The organism is Corynebacterium crudilactis, assembly GCF_001643015.1.
Taxonomy (GTDB): domain Bacteria; phylum Actinomycetota; class Actinomycetes; order Mycobacteriales; family Mycobacteriaceae; genus Corynebacterium; species Corynebacterium crudilactis.
The window spans coordinates 2,097,177-2,113,291 of record NZ_CP015622.1 but is presented as its reverse complement, the minus strand read 5'-3'; the positions used below and the strand labels follow the sequence as shown (position 1 = coordinate 2,113,291).

At 49.6% G+C, this 16,115-nt stretch carries 11 protein-coding genes; 6 read left to right on the top strand and 5 right to left on the bottom strand.

Translation table 11 applies throughout. From position 1 onward, the window contains the following. Positions 1 to 29 precede the first annotated feature (29 nt). Positions 30 to 1,439: a ribonuclease R family protein gene (locus ccrud_RS09840; RefSeq protein WP_066566878.1), complete on the top strand. Its 1,410-nt coding sequence runs from the start codon at positions 30 to 32 to the stop codon at positions 1,437 to 1,439. On the opposite strand, the gene ccrud_RS09835 is transcribed toward ccrud_RS09840, so the two are convergent. After that, the gene (locus tag ccrud_RS09835) at positions 1,436 to 2,731 is read right to left on the bottom strand and encodes a galactokinase family protein (RefSeq protein ID WP_066566875.1); all 1,296 of its coding nucleotides are present in this window, start codon (positions 2,729 to 2,731) and stop codon (positions 1,436 to 1,438) included. The two genes, ccrud_RS09840 and ccrud_RS09835, sit on opposite strands and share 4 nt — an antisense overlap. 138 nt (positions 2,732 to 2,869) lie before the next feature. Between ccrud_RS09835 and ccrud_RS09830 the strand changes: the two genes are divergently transcribed. Further along, positions 2,870 to 3,052: a hypothetical protein gene (locus tag ccrud_RS09830; protein WP_066566873.1), complete on the top strand. Its 183-nt coding sequence runs from the start codon at positions 2,870 to 2,872 to the stop codon at positions 3,050 to 3,052. Positions 3,053 to 3,108: 56 nt separating this feature from the next. Here the strand turns inward: ccrud_RS09830 and ccrud_RS09825 are convergent, their stop codons facing one another. After that, positions 3,109 to 4,836, bottom strand: coding sequence for a CYTH and CHAD domain-containing protein (locus tag ccrud_RS09825; RefSeq protein ID WP_066566871.1), 1,728 nt, complete (start codon positions 4,834 to 4,836; stop codon positions 3,109 to 3,111). Positions 4,837 to 4,970: 134 nt separating this feature from the next. Beyond that, positions 4,971 to 6,077 carry a DUF2786 domain-containing protein gene (locus ccrud_RS09820; protein ID WP_066566868.1) on the bottom strand — a complete coding sequence of 369 codons (1,107 nt, stop codon included), beginning with the start codon at positions 6,075 to 6,077 and terminating at the stop codon, positions 4,971 to 4,973. A gap of 195 nt (positions 6,078 to 6,272) precedes the next feature. Between ccrud_RS09820 and ccrud_RS09815 the strand changes: the two genes are divergently transcribed. The 3 genes from ccrud_RS09815 (at position 6,273) to ccrud_RS09805 (ending at position 11,432) form a co-directional block, all read left to right on the top strand. Further along, positions 6,273 to 7,613: a glutamine synthetase family protein gene (locus tag ccrud_RS09815; protein WP_066566866.1), complete on the top strand. Its 1,341-nt coding sequence runs from the start codon at positions 6,273 to 6,275 to the stop codon at positions 7,611 to 7,613. Between the two features lie 33 nt (positions 7,614 to 7,646). Continuing rightward, positions 7,647 to 10,784 (top strand): bifunctional [glutamine synthetase] adenylyltransferase/[glutamine synthetase]-adenylyl-L-tyrosine phosphorylase, encoded by a 3,138-nt coding sequence (locus tag ccrud_RS09810; RefSeq protein WP_066566864.1) that lies wholly within the window; start codon positions 7,647 to 7,649, stop codon positions 10,782 to 10,784. A gap of 156 nt (positions 10,785 to 10,940) precedes the next feature. Further along, positions 10,941 to 11,432, top strand: a complete 492-nt coding sequence (locus tag ccrud_RS09805; protein WP_066566862.1) for a hypothetical protein — start codon at positions 10,941 to 10,943, stop codon at positions 11,430 to 11,432. 39 nt (positions 11,433 to 11,471) lie between these two features. Here ccrud_RS09805 and ccrud_RS09800 read toward each other — a convergent pair whose 3' ends face one another. Both ccrud_RS09800 and ccrud_RS09795 read right to left on the bottom strand, forming a co-directional pair. Next, positions 11,472 to 12,722, bottom strand: a complete 1,251-nt coding sequence (locus ccrud_RS09800) for an MFS transporter (protein WP_066566858.1) — start codon at positions 12,720 to 12,722, stop codon at positions 11,472 to 11,474. An 18-nt stretch (positions 12,723 to 12,740) separates the two neighbouring features. Continuing rightward, a complete protein-coding gene (locus ccrud_RS09795; protein ID WP_066566854.1) occupies positions 12,741 to 14,066 on the bottom strand; it encodes an MFS transporter in 1,326 nt (441 codons plus the stop codon). Between the two features lie 485 nt (positions 14,067 to 14,551). Here ccrud_RS09795 and thrC point away from each other — a divergent pair, with 485 nt between their 5' ends. Further along, positions 14,552 to 15,997 carry a threonine synthase gene (gene thrC, locus ccrud_RS09785; protein ID WP_066566850.1) on the top strand — a complete coding sequence of 482 codons (1,446 nt, stop codon included), beginning with the start codon at positions 14,552 to 14,554 and terminating at the stop codon, positions 15,995 to 15,997. The last annotated feature ends 118 nt before the right edge of the window (positions 15,998 to 16,115 follow it).

Sequence of the window (16,115 nt, the reverse complement as noted above, 5' to 3'; positions counted from 1 at the left end):
ATTTTTAGGCTGTGGAAGAATAGGAGTGCATGAAGCTCTATGCAGCAGTCCTTGACTTTGATCCAGTGGCGCAAGAATTTGGAGTGAAGCGCGGATTCGATCCGCAGATGCATGAAGAAGCTGCACAAAGCGTAGATCGTTTCTCTGAAATAAGAGAAGATTTATTGCATATGCCGTTTGTCACCATCGATCCGGTGGGGTCGCGTGACTTGGATCAAGCAGTTCTCATCGAGAAAATAGACTCCGGTTTTCGGGTGCATTATGCCATCGCAGATGTCGCTGCATTTGTGGAGCCAGGCAGTGCCTTAGAAAAGGAATCGCTGCAGCGCGGACAGACCATTTATCTGCCAGATTCTCCTGCACGATTGCACCCAGAAGAACTCTCAGAAGACGCCGCGAGTCTTTTGGAGGGACAAATCCGTCCTGCTGTTGTGTGGTCTATTGATTTAGATGAACGCGGAGAGGTCACAGCTGCGTATGTGCGACGCGGATTAGTGAAATCTTGTGCGCGTTTGGATTATGAACAGGCTCAAGAAGATGCGGAAAATGATCGGCTGCATCCGTCGATAAGCTTATTACCCAAGGTGGGGCGTCTGCGTCAGGAAAGCGCATTGCGGCGTCAAGCCGTCAATCTTTCACTTCCCAGCCAGCGTGTGGTGAAAGTTCCCAATGATGATGCTGGTGAGCATTATGAAATTGTTATTGAACCACGGCCTCCAATTATGGATTATAATTCCGAAATTTCTCTGCTCACAGGCATGGTCGCTGGTGAAATGATGGTGAAAGCAGGCCATGGTTTATTGCGTACACTTGCGCCGGCGACTGCTGAATCTGAAGCTTCATTTAGATCGGAAGCTCAAGCCTTAGGATTTGAGATTGCACCCGAGCAACCGATCGGCGAATTTTTGCAAAGTGTTGATCCAAACACTCCCAAAGGCATGGCGATTCAGCGTGAAGCTCAAAAACTTTTGCGAGGCTCTGGATACGCAAGCGTACAAAATGGAGACTCTGAAGTGCACTCTGGCGTGGGCGGATATTATGCGCACGTTACTGCTCCGCTGCGACGTCTCATTGATCGCTTTGCCACTGAACACTGCCTAGCCATTGCTGCGGGAACCGATGTTCCAGAGTGGGTCACTCGAGTGGAAGAACAAGTTCTTGGAACCATGAAGTTCTCTTCGATTTTGGCTAGCCAGGTAGATAACGCCTGTTTGGATCTCACAGAAGCAACAGTGCTGAAGTATTGGGAAGGCCAAAACTTCAACGCAGTTATCGTTTCCAGCGATGCAGAAAAGAATTCTTCCCGACTGTTTGTCTATAAACCACCTGTTTTAGCGAAATGCCTTGGAGCTCCTGAACAAGGAACCAACCAAGAAGTCACGTTAGTTACGGCAGATATTAAAAAGCGGGAAGTGCTCTTTACCTGGCCAGCAGATTAAGCAGGTTCGGCTGGTGTTCCATGACCGAGTGGGATCACAAGCAACCCATCATCGCTTAAATCAGCTGCAAAATTGTGGGCGTGCTTCGCTTCGACCAAGGCAATGACGCCACACGCTGAACTAGAACGCGCAGCTAATGCCCCTCTTTCAAGACACAGTTGAGAAAGCGCTACATCTGTGGGCGATAAATCCAAAGTAGCGGCCAACGCCTCCTGAGACTCTGTCAATAGTGAGGCAAATTCAGCCAAGCGACGTGACCGCAATGCACTGGCTGTTAACTGCGCGCGACGGGTTTCCTCTTCCCAAAGAGTTAGCAGCTGTTGTGCTTGCTCAACCTCAGGTAAATCGTTTCTACCAGTGACTTCAATAACTGCTTGCAACCACTCAATCACTCGAGTTGGTGCTTCGGGGAGCAAACGGAGGGACTCCACGCTAAATGCTCGCGAGGCTTCATCGAGGAAGCAGTGCCTGGCGTAGATGTCTTGACACCTACGCGGATCAGAATCAGTATCGGCTGCCACCACAAACGCAGCTAACCCCGCTGAACGGCTCACCGGATGGGGAGCGTGAGTAACGGAACCGTCTGCGTAATCAATCACAGAAATCTGGCCAGGTTCACCACGCAATGCCACGGTGTGCCGTGCGCGCAACACTGAATTTTCACTAAACATGAAGGCTGATTGCGAACAAATCTCTGCGATACGTGCCTTGATTGGTGCTTCCTCAGGGCTTTCTTGATACAAAGCCAAGGCCAGCGCTACATCTGTTGCGGAGTTTTCTCCCAAGCCAACACCAGCAGGAATGGTACTAATTACCGTGATGTCGAGGCCTTTTGTATCCCGAGACAGCATTTGCTTATGGATCATTGTCCACGCGATTCCACCTAGCCGAGCAGCGATTCCACCTTCCGGCTGCGGTGAGATCGTAGGACGGCCCAGATCATCGTGGGATTTCACATGCGTGTGTGCGCGAGCTGCCACGTCTGCAGTCTTAATAGAATGCTTTTCGACGTTTCCTTCCGCATCAATGACCTGCGCATTAATTATTTCTTCACGGTTTTTACTCACCGTGACGGCTGTGCGCCAGTTCGCATTCGAGCTCAGTACTACGCCACCGAAATAATCAGAGTGTTCACCAATAAGCGTCCATGTTGCAGGTGCGGTTGCGGCGCCTTTGGGATTGGTGCCGAAATTGGTGCGGTGAAAAGCTACGCATGCTTCAAGAAGATCAGTAGGGGATGAACCAACTAGTAGGCCGTTTGCTCCGGTAAGAGTTGGTTGCCAAATCGGCATGTGAGAAAAATCCTCCCCCAAATAGAAATCATCAACTGTATAACAGAACTACTCTAGCCGTAGTAGATGCTTTTTGAGGCCTATAGTGGGGTGCCACACATTGAAACGAATTTCTTAAGTGATTGGAGTTGAGTACACATGGCTGTTGAAGAATCGAAGTGGTTCTACGATTTGTCCACCGGTGAAGTTTCCCAAGGCAAAGCCTCAGGTTTCGAAAATCGTATGGGGCCCTATGACTCGGAAGCCGCAGCACGTAAAGCGATTGAAATCGCAGCGGCGCGTACTGAAGCCGCAGATAATTGGGATGAAGAGGAAGACTAAAACATTAGGTCGCGCACTTTTCACTTAAGGTGCGCAACCTTTGTTTAGCTATTTAATTATGCGCGTTTGTTTTTCTGCGCACGCTTGGCTGTGATTTCAGCAAGTTTTTCATATGCCTTTTCTACGCTCTTGAAGGCATCTGAGTATCCGGTGAGGTACTCCCGGGACAAGGTTTGTTCATGTTGATAGAGGACTCCATAAGCAAAGGTATCTCGGTTTTGTCGGCGAGCTGCTTGTGAGCGACGTAGCAATTCATCACGGGATGTAATGGCATCTTGGTAATCGCCGAGAACTGATTGCAAAGAGCTGCAGGCTTTGTAGAGTTTTTTGGTGTCTACGCTGGTTGCTTTCCCGACTGCTTCGGCACTGTAGCGAAGCTTTTTTGCGGCTTTGCGTACATTATGGAAGTTTTCTTCTCGTTCCAACATTGGGATAGCTAAATCATCCCACTGCGAGCGTGCTTTCTTTTCCAGTTTGACTAATTTGACGTGGGCTTTATCTAGATGTTCCAGAAGAACAAGGGTCGCATCTACTTTCTTTACTTCTTGTGGAGCTTCCTCTAGTGCGCTGGTACCAGGGGAGTATTCTTCATCGAGCGCCTCCAGATCAGGGGCGTCTGCTTCTACGCTTTGGGGATCAATCTCAGAAACTGTTTCTTCTGGTTCTGGGATCTCAACGACCAACGGTGGGTCTACCAGTAGTTTTTCTAACGATTGGAGCAGATCAGTGTAGCGATCATTATCGAGTGCACGAACTACACGCTCATGCTCCCGTTGGTATTCGGCTCCCAGATCTTGGAGTAATTCTTGTTTGGTTTCGTCTTCGATGGAATCGCCAACCTCAGTGTCAATGAGGTTGCTGAGACGTTCTTCTACTACTTCGGCATCGCGAGCGCGTCCTAGAATATTGGCGAGAACCTTCAATTCCTTTTCAAGGTTGAGGTAGTCTTCGCCTCCGAGAATGCCTTCGAAGGTTTGCAGATGACTTCTTAATTCACGAGTCGCAACACGCATTTGGTGAACTGAGTCGTATTCATCAGCACGCACCCGAGGGTCATACTCAGCGATTTTGTGAGCGTTTGTCGCAATAGCTGAAAGGACACCTCGTGCTGGATCGTTTTTGTCTAGCTGCGCCATTTGTGGAGGTTGTGGCGCATGATTGATGGAATCATCTAATGCAGAAACCAATTTAGATGGACTCTTAGACACAAAAGCGCCAGCAGAGGTCAGAATGCTCTGTGCCGATTGAAGGAGAGTCATGATGGCTTCTTCTTCACGAGTGCCATCGACAAGTTCGAACTCCCACTCTCTCCATTGCTTGCGGATACCGCCTGGAAGGTGAGACACGGTAGAAACATGATCATCACAGAATTCTGCGATAACAGTGCCCTCAGAATCTGCCAGATAGGACATGTGACGTTCGTTTTCTACCTGCGCGATGGGCAAAAGTTCGCGACCCTGGATCATTGCTCGAACATGGCCTAAAAGCTCACGAGGCGGAGTGTTTTCTGTTGCGCCTTCGCCGTCAAGCGGAGCCTGAACCTCACGTCGGCCAATGGAACCAGGGAACTTAATATGCCAACCATCGTCGTTGCCACCGGTACGACGACGCAAGGTGATCTTAGCGCGAGTTAAACGTAGATCTGCTGTGTCAAAGTACACGGCGCTTAAATGATGAATTTCGGTGTGATCAATATGATCCACGTCCGCGATAGCTTCTAGGTGTGGGATCTGAGTGGATTCACTCACTGAGAATTTAGTTTCCACTTCTAGATGCTGTTTCATGTTATCCATCCTTATTGAAAGATTGACGTGGGTTTGGCATTTAACTTAAGTAGTTAAAGCAGGCTTCCTAGAGGAGGAAACCTACCTTGTTCAGTTGCATTTATATTACGCGTGAAATGGTGGTCTCACCTGTTTTAGAACCAGGTGTAAGGATTTTCCAATCCTGCAGAATCACCACCAAGATGGGAATTATTAGCCGCGTCCAAGCCATCGAAGTGGCCTTGCGGGTTAGTTGATTTAAATATCATGCTCTTGGTGTTGGGAAAAGAGTCTTTCAGTGCTTCCTGTGACTGAGCACTGCGGTCTTCTAGAACAGGAACTACAGCGTTGTGCGCTAGTGGTGCGTGTGTAGATAAATCATCGAATGCTTCTTCTTTTGCGCGGGTGAGCAGCATCGTAATTTGGTTGGCGTAGGCGATCATGAAACTGCGTCGATATGAGCTAGTTTCTCCATTGCGCTGTGCTTCACGGGCTCCAGAAGAGTTCTTCATGAAATAATCGCGTTGGCGATTCAAACTATTAAAAAGCTCGACAAGATGTGAAACATCATCTTGTTCGCCAAAGACCGTAGCGATACCTGATTTAGTGATCAAGAGTGCTTCGCAGGAGTGTATCCGTGCCACTGAGCTGAGTAATTTGAATTGATGCCTAATCCACGGTGCTTTGAGATATACCCGTGTAGCGAGGATTTTTGCTGAACGAACTGGTGCATCTTGATTGTATGGGTCAATGAGGAGAGATTCGATCCGATAGCGTTGGCGTAGTGTTTCTGCTTTCAAGATGAGTGCTTCGGCTTCTTCTTCAAAGTTGGTGGACTCTGCTTTTTTTAAAAGTGCAGTGATGCGATGGTGGGCTTTTGACTGTTCAGGAGTGAACTCCTCAGGAAGTTCAAGTTCGACATGATTGAGTCCGGGGAGTTTTTGCCACTCTGGAAGTGCGTTGAGAAGCGGGAGGGTCTGGAGGATTTTTTCCAAAGTTGCGATGTGGAGAAAAGTGGCAGATGCCGGGCGAGTTCCGTTAATCCATAGTGCATACATGTCTTCGTGGCAGGAATAAGCAATTTCTGGAAGTGCAAGGAACAAGAGGGGATCAATATCGGCAGAAAATTCGTGGCGAAGATCTGCCGGGGTCCAGCCTCTTAATGCGCACAAACCGAGGTGGCTAATGATGTTTTCTTCCAACTGGGTGCGGTAGGAATCTTGAGCTTCGTGGATGGTGCCAGGGAGATGTGAGGTAGTCAATGTGGGTTCCTTATTCGGAGGAGTGTTCTAATTGCTGTACGGTTTTTAGTGAATCACGTGTCCTGGACACCATCTACCCCCAGTTGGTGGGAAATTAAGTTCTACCTCGTATGATGTAGAGAAAATCTACCCCCTAATTCTGTAATATCTGATAAATATTCAGTTCGAGTTCTCTCGCTGCGTAGATTGGTTTCCATGAACAGTGAACAAGAATTTGTACTCAGCTCTATCGAAGAACGAGACATTAGATTTATCCGCCTGTGGTTTACAGATATTCTTGGTCATCTCAAGTCTGTGGTCGTGGCACCTGCAGAATTAGAATCTGCTTTAGAAGAAGGTATTGGCTTCGATGGTTCAGCCATTGAAGGCTATGCACGCATCTCGGAGGCAGACACAATTGCACGTCCTGATCCTTCGACATTTCAGGTGCTGCCGTTAGAAGGCGGAGTATCAAAGCTTCAGGCAGCACGGCTTTTCTGTGATGTCACGATGCCAGATGGGCAGCCTTCTTTCTCGGATCCACGGCAGGTACTACGCCGTCAGGTGCAATTAGCAGCTGATGAAGGCCTGACCTGCATGATCTCCCCTGAGATTGAGTTCTTCTTGGTACAAAGCTTGCGTACCAATGGTCTTCCACCAGTTCCAACAGATAACGGTGGATATTTTGACCAAGCTACATTCAATGAGGCGCCGAATTTTCGTCGTAACGCAATGGTTGCACTCGAAGAACTGGGCATTCCTGTCGAGTTTTCTCACCATGAAACAGCTCCTGGTCAGCAAGAGATCGATTTGCGTCACGCCGATGCACTCACCATGGCAGATAACATCATGACGTTTAGGTACATCATGAAACAGGTCGCCAGGGATCAAGGCGTTGGCGCAACTTTTATGCCGAAACCTTTCCAAGAACATGCTGGATCTGCCATGCATACCCACATGTCTTTGTTCGAAGGAGACACCAACGCGTTCCATGATCCGGATGATCAGTTCATGTTGTCCAAAACTGCGAAGCAATTCATCGCAGGTATTTTGCACCACGCACCGGAATTTACTGCTGTTACTAACCAATGGGTCAATTCCTATAAACGCATTGTGTATGGCAATGAAGCTCCCACTGCTGCAACGTGGGGTGTGTCCAACCGATCAGCTCTTGTCCGTGTTCCGACGTACCGCTTGAACAAAGAAGAATCGCGCCGGGTGGAAGTACGACTTCCTGATAGCGCGTGTAATCCTTATTTGGCTTTTTCTGTGATGCTGGGAGCAGGGCTTAAAGGTATTAAGGAAGGCTATGAGCTGGATGATCCTGCTGAGGATGATATCTCCAACTTAAGTTTTAGAGAACGTCGTGCGATGGGCTATAGCGATCTGCCTAACAGCTTGGATCAAGCACTTCGTCAAATGGAGAAATCTGAGCTTGTTGCCGATATTTTGGGTGAGCATGTTTTTGAGTATTTCTTGCGGAATAAATGGCGTGAATGGCGTGATTACCAGGAGCAGATTACTCCATGGGAACTTCGAAACAACCTTGATTACTAGAGTTTATTGGTTGGGGAGAAGGAGAGTTTAGGTATGTCTGAACCACTGCGAAGTGATCGTAAAGTAGTCGGCTTTGTCAGAGATCCGTTGCCAAAAGTGGGTTCACTGTCTCTCAAATCAGAGCATGCTCAAGCAGATCTTGAATTATTGGGATGGCGTAACGTTGAATCAGTAGATTTGCTGTGGGCACTATCTGGTGCTGGTGATCCTGATGTAGCGCTTAACTTGTTGGTTCGGCTCTATCAAGCACTTGACGCAGAAGGCGAAGCTGAAAGAGCAGAGCTTGATCAGGCTATTCGTAGCGATCAAAAACTACAGATTCGGCTGATTGCATTGTTGGGTGGATCTTCTGCAGTGGGAGACCACCTGGTTGCCAATCCACAGCAGTGGAAAATGCTGAAGCAGGACGCTCCTAGCAGGGCAGAAATGTTTCAGGTATTGCTGCAGTCCGTCGAGGCCATACCTGCAGAAACGCAGATTGAAGATTATCCGCAGGCTCACAATAGTGCTTCCGAGGATCTGACTACTCCTGGTGCTTATCTCGCAGGAATTGCAGGCCAAGAAGCTGAGCGTATTCTCAAATGGACATACCGCACATTATTGACTCGCATCGCTGCTCATGATTTAGCTGGTACCTATCCCACAGATGCACGTCGAAAAGGCGCGGAACCTGTTCCTTTTAGCACTGTTGCCCGGCAGCTTAGTGATTTGGCAGATGCTGCGTTAACTGCAGCTTTAGCAGTGGCAATTGCCAATGTATATGGCGAAAAACCGGTTGATGCTGCACTTTCTATCATCGCAATGGGCAAATGTGGCGCACAAGAATTGAACTACATCTCAGATGTGGATGTGGTTTTTGTTGCTGAGCCCGCAAATTCTAAAGCAACACGTACTGCAGCTGAATTGATCCGTATTGGTAGTAACTCTTTCTTCGAAGTGGATGCGGCTTTACGTCCAGAAGGAAAAAGCGGTGCGTTGGTTCGCTCGCTGGATTCTCATGTGGCTTATTACAAGCGTTGGGCTGAGACATGGGAGTTTCAGGCTTTGCTGAAAGCACGGCCGATGACGGGCGATATCGATCTTGGTAGCTCTTATATTGATGCGCTTTCCCCCATGATTTGGAAGGCTAGCCAGCGAGATTCCTTTGTGACAGATGTTCAGGCGATGCGTCGAAGGGTCCTGGATAATGTTCCCAAGGATTTACGCGACCGTGAGCTTAAGCTTGGTCGTGGTGGCTTAAGAGATGTGGAATTTGCTGTTCAGCTTCTCCAAATGGTTCATGGGCGCATTGATGAATCTTTGCGAGTGCGCTCGACGGTTAACGCACTGCATGTCTTGGTGGATCAGGGATATGTAGGCCGTGAAGATGGCCATAATTTGATTGAATCCTATGAGTTTTTGCGCCTGTTGGAGCATCGTCTTCAATTGGAAAGAATCAAGCGTACGCATCTGCTTCCGAAACCTGATGATCGCAGGAATATGCGCTGGCTTGCTCGTGCCTCTGGTTTTACCGGATCGAGGGAACAGAGCTCAGCACGTGCGATGGAACGGCATTTAAAAAAAGTTCGACTGCAGATTCAATCTCTGCATAGTCAGCTGTTTTACCGGCCATTGCTGAACTCTGTGGTCAATTTGAGTGCAGATGCCATTAGGTTGTCGCCGGATGCGGCGAAACTTCAGCTTGCCGCATTGGGCTACCTCCATCCAGATCGTGCTTATGAGCATTTGACTGCGCTGGCGTCTGGCGCGAGCCGTAAAGCCAAGATCCAAGCGATGCTGTTGCCTACGTTGATGGAATGGCTCTCTCAAACAGCTGAACCGGATGCTGGATTATTAAACTATCGCAAGCTTTCTGATGCAGCTTATGATCGCGTGTGGTTTTTGCGCATGCTGCGTGATGAAGGCGTAGTTGGGCAACGTTTGATGCGTATTTTGGGCAATTCTCCCTATATTTCTGAGCTGATTATCTCCACCCCTGATTTTGTGAAACAGCTGGGTGATGCGGCTTCGGGGCCTAAATTGTTAGCGACAGCCCCTACCCAGGTCAGCAAAGCAATCAAGGCCACGGTGTCACGGCATGAGTCTCCCGATCGTGCGATTCAAGCAGCTCGGTCCTTGCGCAGGCAAGAACTAGCCAGAATTGCTTCTGCAGATCTGCTCGATATGTTGAGTGTGCAAGAAGTCTGCCACAGTCTGTCTTTGGTGTGGGATGCAGTGCTTGATGCCGCTCTTGATGCAGAGATTCGGGCTGCTTTGAATGATCCTGCGAAACCAGATCAACCGCAGGCAAATATTTCCGTCATTGGTATGGGCCGATTGGGTGGTGCCGAGCTGGGTTATGGTTCTGATGCTGATGTGATGTTTGTGTGTGAACCAGTGGCCGGAGTAGAAGAACATACTGCTATTACATGGTCTATTGCTATCTGTGATTCCATGCGTGCACGATTGGCTAAGCCATCAGGAGACCCGCCGTTGGAAGTGGATCTTGGATTACGCCCTGAGGGCCGTTCAGGTGCGATTGTGCGTACCGTGGGTTCTTATGTGAAGTATTACGAAAAGTGGGGTGAAACATGGGAAATCCAGGCGCTTTTGCGGGCAGCTTGGGTGGCTGGTGACCGAGAACTAGGTATTAAATTTCTCAGAGCGGTGGACCGTTTTAGATATCCAGACGACGGTGCAACTCAGACTCAGTTGCGTGAGGTTCGACGCATGAAAGCACGCGTGGACAATGAACGTTTGCCTCGTGGTGCGGATCGAAATACTCACACCAAATTGGGCAGGGGAGCGCTCTCAGATATTGAATGGACTGTGCAGTTACTCACGATGATGCATGCTCATGAGATCCCGGAACTGCACAACACGTCTACGTTGGAAGTGCTGGAAGTGCTGGAGCAGCATCACATTATTAGTCCTGTGCAGGTGCAAACGCTCCGGGAAGCTTGGTTGACTGCGACAGCTGCCCGAAATGCTCTGGTCCTGGTTCGGGGTAAGCGACAAGATCAATTACCGACACCTGGTCCGCAGCTTGCACAGGTGGCGGGTGCCTCAGGGTGGGATCCCACTGAGTATCAGGAATATTTGGAAAATTATCTTAAAGTAACCAGAAAGAGTCGTCAGATTGTAGACGAGATTTTCTGGGGCGTGGATTCTATGGAGCAGCAAGAATTCTAAAAATCCACGGCGAAGTTTAAGTCGCGGTGAAGTATTGGCAAAGACTCGGGGAGTTCCCTGATCTTTGCCCCTAAGTGGTTTACGCGCTTCAAAATCAGACGTAGTCTCGGAAGAAAGCATACCGGCACAACCACCCTCGAAGTAAGGATCAACACCATGGCAATCAAGCTTTCTATCGATCTCTCAGACGCAACTTTTGCTGAGCTTTCCGCTGTTATCGGCTACGCACATCAGTTGGGTGTGGATCCAGATGAAAAACTCAACGTTGAAGGCAATGTGATCAACATTGAATTTGATGGGGATCTCCACTTTGATGATGTTTTTGATGCCTTCGATGACGCTGAGATTGAGCTCGATCATCCACGCGAAGACGGTCCGATTTACGCTGAGGACTTGATTGATGATGAAAATATGGATGATCGTCGCCACCAGTCCAGCCGTAACTTTGATGACGAACTGGTCAATGACATTAAAGATGGCGTGAACACTGTTGTTAACGGTGTGATGGATGTATTGAGTGGTTCTGGTCGTTTCGGTGAAGCAGGTAGTGGCTTTAATCGAGGAAACAACTTTGGCGGACCTCGCGGAAACGGATTTTTTGGGCCGTTCGGACCTTTTGGTCCAAATAATCGTGGCCCACGTTTCTAAACGAGTTGTCACAGGTGGGTCGAAGCGTCGAAAAGCAATTTAGGCGCGACTGCGCTGAAGTTTAAAACAGATCGCAAGCCCGATCATTCCTGCCAGCCACACGACCGCCAGCCCCAGCCACGCCACCTGAAAATCTGACCAGGTATAGGCGTGGCCTTGGGCATTCCAGTCCAGCAAAAAGCCGATGAGCTGCGTGGCCAGCATTGCGCAAATATAAGCGCCCATATTAGCCATGCCGGTGCCTGCGACCATGATTCGGCGGTCGAGCTTTTCACGGATGGTATCAAAACCGAAGTTCGCCACCGGGGAACTAAAAGAAATCGCGAACAAGACCGCGCTGACAAACACCAAAGGGCGCGCAATCTGGTCTGCGAAAGCGAAGAGAATAAGCCAGAGCGCTGCCTGAACCATTGGAGCAATAAAGCCAATGATGCTGCGGCGCACGCCCAAACGCGCGGACACAATTCCAGTGAGTGGACTGGTTATGACAGTTGCGATGCCAAAAATAGTCAGAACGGTACCTACTTCTGCGTTGTTCATCTCAAGCCCGAGCGTCAGCATCGGCGTACCCCACAGCAATAAAAAGACCATGACTGGCCCCATGCTCACCCAGTGATTGAACACGCCTTGCCAGCAATAAAGACTGGTCAAGACAGATTTCAAGCGAAAAGCGATGCTTATCGACGCCTCCCCACGCCTCACTGGCTCGCCGTCCGCAGGTACATCGCGCACCAAAAGCGCAGCGGCCACCGCCACGATGATGCCGGCAGCGCCTAGCGAAGCGAAAGAAAGCGTCCAGCCGGAAGCATTAAGCATATAAAGAAACGGCACGGCGGAGAAAAACTGACCCACAAAACCAAAAGCACCCGTGAGTTGTTGCAACACGGGAGTCCACGCCAAAGGAAACCACATGGGCAGGATGCGCATGACTGATAAAAATGCTGAAGAATCGCCGACGCCGATCAAGACACGAGCAAAAATTGCGATGGAATAGGAATCGGTAAAGGCCAAAATGAGTTGGCCAGCAGCCATGATTAAAGCACCGGTCAGCAGCAGTTTTCGGGCACCAAACCTATCCACCAGCATGCCCATGGGAATCTGCGCAAGGGCATAGACACCGACTTGAACCGAGGTGAACACTGCTAAGCGGGAGGCATCGATGCCAAAATGATCAATAGCGTGGACTCCTGCTACGCCAAAAGAAGTACGACCAGCAATCGCAACGATGTACACGCACATTGCCGCAAGCCAGACAACTACTGCTTTGCCCGATACTTTTTCAACGCCCACAGGTAATAGTCCTGATCTTTAAGATTCCTTGGTGTGCCTAATGTGGGCTAGCATTCTGCGCCCCGGTCCACCTTTGAGACGGGCTACAACAAATCCCGCCACTCCGACGGCCCACGTGGCAATTACCGCGATGAAACCGAAGCGGAAGTCCTCCCAAGTATAGGTGCTACCATGCGCGCTGTGGTCAAGTAAGAATCCCATGACCTGCGCAGCAACCATCGAAGATAAGAAACCACCCATGTTGGCCAATCCCGTACCCGTAGCCAAAATGGAGCGATCAAGCCGTTCGCGGATGGTGTCAAAGCCATAACCCGAAGCAGCTGTGGTCATACCCATGACGATGTTGACGATAAGAATGGCCAGTAATCCGCGTGGTGCATCGGAGGAGAGGAAAACCAGCCACGCTGCTGCTTGGAAAAAGGATAAGCCCACCGCAACCACGTCACGGCGATAACCAAGGCGCGCGGAAATAATGCCAATGATTGGTGCGCAGATGACCATGCATAAAGTATTAATGCTCAGTACCAGACCAGCAGTGGTGGGAGATAATCCCATCCCAAGAGTCATGAGTGGGACACCCCACATCATGGCGAAGACCGTTTGCCATACCATCAGCACATAGTGAATAAAAAAGCCTTGCCAAGGAAGCGGATTCCGAATAATGCGCTTTAAGCTTTCCTGCAAACGAGGTTTATCCGGGTTCTCTTGAATGTTCTGTGCTATCTGATCGGGAGTATCGCGCACCGCAACCAAAGCTGCGATCGCGATTAGAGCCACCACGGAGCCAAGGCTGACGAACGCAACAGTCCAGCCCTGTGCGCCTAAAAGCATCATGAATGGAACTGCAGACAAGAACTGCCCGAGTTGGCCTAAACACGTAGTTAATTGAGTAAATATTGGTGTGTGCTTGAGTGGGAACCAAAACGGCAGAATGCGCATCACAGAAAGGAAAATGGAGGCATCGCCAGCGCCAATAAAAACGCGGGCAAGAATCGCGATGGCGTAAGTATCGGTAAAACCTAAAATGAGCTGCCCGATGCCCATCACGAGCGCGCCAATAGCAAGCAATTTACGAGGGCCAAATTTATCGATCAACACGCCCATCGGAATTTGGGCAAAAGCGTAGACGCCAACCTGGACCGAGGTAAACACTGCAATGCGAGTGGCGTCTACCTGAAAACGATCAATGGCTTCCACACCAGCGACACCAAAGCTGGTACGGCTGGTTATGGCTGCCATATACACTAGACACGCTGCAGCCCAGACTAAAAGGGCTCGTTTGGTTATTTGTTCACGGGGGTGCGGTCTTGGTTGAGGCGAAGGCCGTTGATCATTGTTCTTCACAGTGGATCAGGGTAGCCCGCTTGCGGTGAAAAAAGGCTACTTTGCTTCCCCAACCAAGAGTAAGTGTGATGATTTAGATAGTTGAGCGGCCTTCAGCGAAAAATCACCTGCTATTTGAACTGTTCCCAAAAGTTCGAGGTGTAATCTTGAACCTGAGGGTAAAGCCAAGGACCAAGCAGAACCAAAAGAACCACGAGCACTGTGCAGCCAATAAGAACGTACAAGTTCCACTTGGAGACAGGAACGGGATCAAGAATCTCGATTGGGCTCAGCTGCTTCGCCGGTTTTGTAGTGTGGTTAAATTCGACCGAATCTTGGGTCTTTTGGGTGAAATCTGGAGATATCATCAGTGGGCACATCCTAAAACCGACAATCAAAGTGATCAGCAACACTTTAGGGGATTGCATGGGGGAAGTCACCTTCTGGCTGATATTTGGGACGGCATGGGGGAGTATTGTGTCACCCCTTGGGATAGAGTTGTAGCCGTGGACTATATTTCGACGCGTGATGCCAGCCGTACACCTGCCCGCTTCAGTGATATTTTGCTGGGTGGTCTCGCACCGGACGGAGGCCTATACCTGCCTGCTAACTACCCTCAAATCGATGACGCCCAGCTCAGCAAGTGGCGCGAAGTATTAGACAACGAGGGCTATGCCGCTTTGGCAGCAGAGGTTATCTCTCTGTTTGTTGATGACATTCCAGTAGCAGACATCAAGGCCATTACTGCACGTGCCTACACGCACCCCAAGTTCAACAGCGAGGACATCGTCCCAGTCACCGAACTTGAGGACAATATTTACTTAGGCCACCTTTCTGAAGGCCCTACTGCAGCCTTTAAAGATATGGCCATGCAGCTTCTCGGCGAGCTCTTTGAATACGAGCTCCGTCGCCGCAACGAAACCATCAATATTCTTGGCGCCACCTCAGGCGATACCGGATCCTCAGCCGAATACGCGATGCGTGGACGCGAAGGCATCCGAGTATTCATGCTCACCCCAGCAGGACGCATGACCCCATTCCAGCAAGCGCAGATGTTTGGCCTGGATGATCCAAATATCTTCAACATTGCGCTCGATGGCGTATTTGATGACTGCCAAGATGTCGTCAAGGCAGTCTCTGCTGATGCTGAATTTAAGAGAGACAACCGCATCGGTGCCGTGAACTCCATTAACTGGGCACGTCTGATGGCACAGGTTGTGTACTACGTATCCTCCTGGATCCGCACCACAACCAGCAATGATCAAAAGGTGAGCTTCTCTGTTCCAACAGGAAACTTCGGTGATATCTGTGCAGGCCACGTTGCCCGCCAGATGGGTTTGCCTATTGATCGCCTCATCGTAGCCACCAACGAAAACGATGTGTTGGATGAGTTCTTCCGTACTGGCGATTACAAGGTACGTAGCTCTGCGGACACCCACGAGACCTCATCACCTTCAATGGATATTTCTCGCGCATCTAACTTCGAACGATTCGTCTTCGATCTGCTTGGCCGCGACGCTACCCGAGTGAATGATCTCTTTGGCACCCAGGTGCGTCAGGGTGGTTTCTCCTTGTCCGATGATGCCAACTTTGGCAAAGCTGCACAGGAATACGGTTTTGCATCCGGTAGCTCTACCCACGCAGATCGCGTAGCAACCATCGCTGATGTTCATGCGCGCCTAGATGTATTGATTGATCCACACACTGCCGATGGCGTACATGTGGCACGTCAATGGCGCGATGAGATCGACACCCCGATCATCGTGCTGGAAACTGCACTCCCAGTGAAGTTTGCTGACACCATCGTGGAAGCAATCGGTAAAGAACCAGAAACCCCTGAGCGTTTCGCAGCAATTATGGATGCACCATTTAATGTGTCTGATCTGCCAAACGATACCGATGCAGTGAAGCAATTCATCGTGGATTCAATTGCGAACACTCCGGTGAAGTAATTTCCTTAAGGAAAAGCCTGGTTTCCCTTGTTGTCTAAGGGGGGACCAGGCTGTTTGTCTTGAGAGGCCTTTTAAGACCTTCAATTTTTAGAATGAGTGTTTGTATGGTTTAAGCTTT